Source organism: Dokdonia ponticola (genome assembly GCF_042653865.1).
Classification (GTDB): Bacteria; Bacteroidota; Bacteroidia; order Flavobacteriales; family Flavobacteriaceae; genus Dokdonia; species Dokdonia ponticola.
The window spans coordinates 1-5,033 of sequence record NZ_JBHSFV010000034.1; the positions used below are offsets into that span (position 1 = coordinate 1).

General features: G+C 41.4%; 2 protein-coding genes. Both read right to left on the reverse strand.

Features of this window, described 5'->3' with window-relative positions:
- Nucleotides 1-334 (reverse strand): PorP/SprF family type IX secretion system membrane protein (locus tag ACFO3O_RS22445; protein WP_379983062.1); only part of this gene is annotated, 334 nt, incomplete at its 3' end.
- A gap of 54 nt (nucleotides 335-388) precedes the next feature.
- A partial coding sequence (locus tag ACFO3O_RS22450) for an Ig-like domain-containing protein (RefSeq protein WP_379983063.1) occupies nucleotides 389-5,033 on the reverse strand: 4,645 nt, incomplete at its 5' end.

Genomic DNA, 5,033 nt, shown 5'->3' on the forward strand with positions numbered 1-5,033 from the left:
TATCGATTGTATAACTAAAATCTACACCAATGTAGGTTTCTTGAGAAGGACCTAGTGCATCATTTACAATCGATAAACCTAATCCAACTTTACTCTCTGAAATAGGAGAATGAATACTTAAACTCTGAGTACGAGGCGCACCATCAAGACCGACCCACTGACTACGGTGTAATCCTACAATACTTGTAACTCCTCTATTACCAGCATAGGCCGGGTTAATAGCCACCGTATTGTATATGTACTGTGAATACTGTGGATCTTGTTGTGCATTCACTTGATACACACTTAAAAGTGCCAAGAGACATGAACTGATAAAAACAATATGATTTTTCATAAAAAAGTTTCTATTATAATTTTCAGGCGCATTGAGCGCCTGAAAATTGAGAATTTATCTTTGAATATATAAGTAACCTGCACTTGCTCGCGTTTGTCCACTACCGTCAACATATTCCAATGTCCAGTAATAGGTTCCTACTGGTAAGAATTTATCTTGACTTATCGTAGCACGTCCTTCTGATAAACCTCTAAAGACTTTACCATTTTGACCGTACCCTTCGGCTTCATATACTAATACACCCCATCTATTAAAGATTTTTACATTATTATCTGGGAAGTTTTCAATGCCTGTGATAGTGAATACATCATTAACTCCATCTTCTCCTATGGAGATACCGTTGTGCACTACTATTTCATCTGTAGGCGGTTCTCTAGTATCAAGTATAGTCACTGTTGGATCATCTGCATCACCATCACCTTCAACATCAACATCAGTTGTGTCTGTAGGATCATCAGAAATATCAGTCACAACAACTCCTGCTCTATCTAATCCAATCGCTGTTGCAGTATTTACAACTTCTCCTGCTTCTATATCTTCTTCAGTGATAATGTAAATTGCTGTAAAATCCGCACTTTCACCAGGCAAGAGATCTACTGGATCTCCTATTACAGTGACCTGATCATCAGTTACTATTATACCCTCTATAATTACGTTTCCAGTATTGGTTACCGTAAATGTATATTGAATCTCATCACCAACATCTGCAAATCCGTTGGCATTTACATCTACAAACACTCCTACCTTGATTAATTCAATGCTTGGTAATTGAGGTATAATTGTTACCGTAGGATCTTCAAAATCCCCATCATTATCCGTGTCAACATTGGTAGTATCATCAGGATCATCAGAGATATCAGTAATGGTATTACCATCAGAATCGGTTCCTTCCGCAATAGCGATATTCACAACTTCACCAGCCTCTACATCATCTTGTGTAATAACATACACTGCTGTAAATGTCGTTGAATCACTAGCGCCTGCTATTAGATCTATAGGTCCGCCATTTACTGTTACAATATCATCTGTAATCGTAATTCCAGTAAGATCTAGATCACCGTTATTAGTAACTGTAAATGTATATAGAATCTCATCACCTGCGTCTATAATACCATTTCCATTCACATCAATAACTTCTGCCATCTTTTCAAGGTCGATATTTCCTTGAAGGTCTGGCACATCTGACACATCTGTAACAGTTACATCATCTTCTGTATTTCCATCTGTATCATCACCATCATCTGAAGCTGTATCTTCTACCGAAGTTCCATTTTCTTCGAATCCGCTAGCTGAAGCTTGATTCTCTATAGTACCGTTATCGATATCCTCTTGTGTAACCACATAATCTGCAGTAAACGTAAGCGACTCTCCAGGTAATAAATCAAAAGCATCTGCTTCGCCATCTTCATCTGTTCCTCCTGCTTCATATATTGGCACTGGTAATATACCTGTCCCAGTAAAAGTAGAGGCGTCTTCTGTTACAACAATGTCAAACACGGTTACCTCTCCTGTATTTTCAACAGTGTACGTATATGTGATAATTCCTGTTACAGGGTCATATACACTTGTCTTTGTAATCTCTATAGACTCTGTAATACAAATAACTTCTACCGTTACCGTAGCGGTCTCGATACTCGTAGAGCCATCTGCATTGGTGACTGTTACCGTATAATCAAAGGTATCAGTACCACAGAAATTAGGATCTGGAATATACGTTAAGGTTCCATCAGGATTGATTGTCACTGTTCCATTCGCTGGATCAGTTACACTTATTACTTCATTGTCAGTACCTTCAAAAGTATCGTTGTCGAGGACATTAATATTTACTGGGGTATCCTCTAATGTAGTCTCAAAATCATCCATGACATCAATAACACAAGCAACACTAACTGTTACCGTGGCTGTCTCCGTACTTGTCGAACCATCTGCATTGGTAATTGTTACCGTATACTCAAAAGTATCAGTACCACAGAAATCAGGATTTGGAATATACGTTACTGTACCATCACCATTAATCGTCACTGTTCCATTAGCTGGATCCGTCACATCGGTTACTTCTACATCACTCGTTGGATCAAAATCATCATTATCCAACACATCAATATTGACTGGAGTATCTTCATCTGTACTCACCGTATCATCCATCACATCATCAATACAAGCAACTTCTACTGTTACCGTAGCCGTCTCTGTACTTGTTGATCCATCTGCATTGGTCACTGTTACTGTATATTCAAACGTATCAGTGCCACAGAAATCAGGATTTGGAATGTATGTCACGGTGCCATCAGGATTGATGGTCACTGTTCCATTAGCTGGATCCGTTACATCAGTCACTTCCACATCACTCGTTGGATCAAAATCATCATTATCCAACACATCGATATTGACTGGAGTATCTTCATCTGTACTCACCGTATCATCCATCACATCATCAATACAAGCAACTTCTACTGTTACCGTAGCCGTCTCTGTACTTGTTGATCCATCTGCATTGGTCACTGTTACTGTGTATTCAAACGTATCAGTGCCACAGAAATCAGGATTTGGAATGTATGTCACGGTGCCATCAGGATTGATGGTCACTGTTCCATTCGCTGGATCCGTTACATCGGTTACTTCTACATCACTCGTTGGATCAAAATCATCATTATCCAACACATCAATATTGACTGGAGTATCTTCATCTGTACTCACCGTATCATCCATCACATCATCAATACAAGCAACACTAACTGTTACTGTAGCCGTCTCTGTACTTGTAGAGCCATCTGCATTGGTAATTGTTACCGTATACTCAAACGTATCAGTACCACAGAAATCAGGATCTGGAATATACGTTACTGTACCATCACCATTAATCGTCACTGTTCCATTCGCTGGATCCGTTACATCAATCACTTCCACATCACTCGTTGGATCAAAATCATCATTATCCAATACATCGATATTGACTGGAGTATCTTCATCTGTACTCACCGTATCATCCATCACATCATCAATACAAGCAACTTCTACTGTTACCGTAGCCGTCTCTGTACTTGTTGATCCATCTGCATTGGTCACTGTTACTGTGTATTCAAACGTATCAGTGCCACAGAAATCAGGATTTGGAATGTATGTCACGGTGCCATCAGGATTGATGGTCACTGTTCCATTTGCTGGATCCGTTACATCAATCACTTCCACATCACTCGTTGGATCAAAATCATCATTATCCAACACATCGATATTGACTGGAGTATCTTCATCTGTGCTCACCGTATCATCCATCACATCATCAATACAAGCAACTTCTACTGTTACCGTAGCCGTCTCTGTACTTGTTGATCCATCTGCATTGGTCACTGTTACTGTATATTCAAACGTATCAGTGCCACAGAAATCAGGATTTGGAATGTATGTCACGGTGCCATCACCATTAATTGTTACCGTTCCATTAGCTGGATCCGTTACATCAGTCACTTCCACATCACTCGTTGGATCGAAATTATCATTATCCAACACATCGATATTGACTGGAGTATCTTCATCTGTACTCACCGTATCATCCATCACATCATCCGCTGGAGTCACGGTGACTACTACGGTAGCGGTTTCAGTGGTGGTACTTCCATCTGGATTCGTTACGGTGACGGTATACTCAAAAGTATCCGTACCATTAAAATCAGGATCTGGCGTGTAGGTGACCGTGCCATCAGGGTTGATGGTCACTGTTCCATTAGCTGGATCTGTTACCTCCGTTACTTCTATAGTTGCTGTTGGATCAAAGGTATCATTATCTAATACCGCAATATCTACTGGCGTATCCTCTGGTGTGGTCGCCGTATCATCCATCACATCATCCGCTGGAGTCACGGTGACTGTGACTGTTGCCGTTTCAGTGGTCGTTGATCCATCTGAATTGGTGACGGTGACGGTATACTCAAAAGTATCCGTACCATTAAAATCAGGATCTGGCGTGTAGGTGACCGTGCCATCAGGGTTGATGGTCACTGTTCCATTAGCTGGATCTGTTACCTCCGTTACTTCTATAGTTGCCGTTGGATCGAAGGTATCATTATCTAATACCGCAATATCTACTGGCGTATCCTCTGGTGTGGTCGCCGTATCATCCATCACATCATCCGCTGGAGTCACGGTGACTGTGACTGTTGCCGTTTCAGTGGTGGTTGATCCATCTGAATTGGTGACGGTGACGGTATACTCAAAGGTATCCGTGCCATTAAAATCAGGATCTGGTGTATAGGTGACCGTGCCATCAGGGTTGATGGTCACTGTTCCATTGGCTGGATCTGTTACCTCCGTTACTTCTATAGTTGCCGTTGGATCAAAGGTATCATTATCTAATACCGCAATATCTACCGGGGTATCCTCTGGTGTGGTCGCCGTATCATCCATCACATCATCCGCTGGAGTCACAGTGACTACTACGGTAGCGGTTTCAGTGGTGGTACTTCCATCTGGATTCGTGACGGTGACGGTATACTCAAAGGTATCCGTACCATTAAAATCAGGATCTGGTGTATAGGTGACCGTGCCATCAGGGTTGATGGTCACTGTTCCATTAGCTGGATCCGTGACATCGGTTACTTCTATAGTTGCCGTTGGATCGAAGGTATCATTATCTAATACCGCAATGTCTACTGGCGTATCCTCTGGTGTGGTCGCCGTATCATCCATCACATCATCCGCTGGA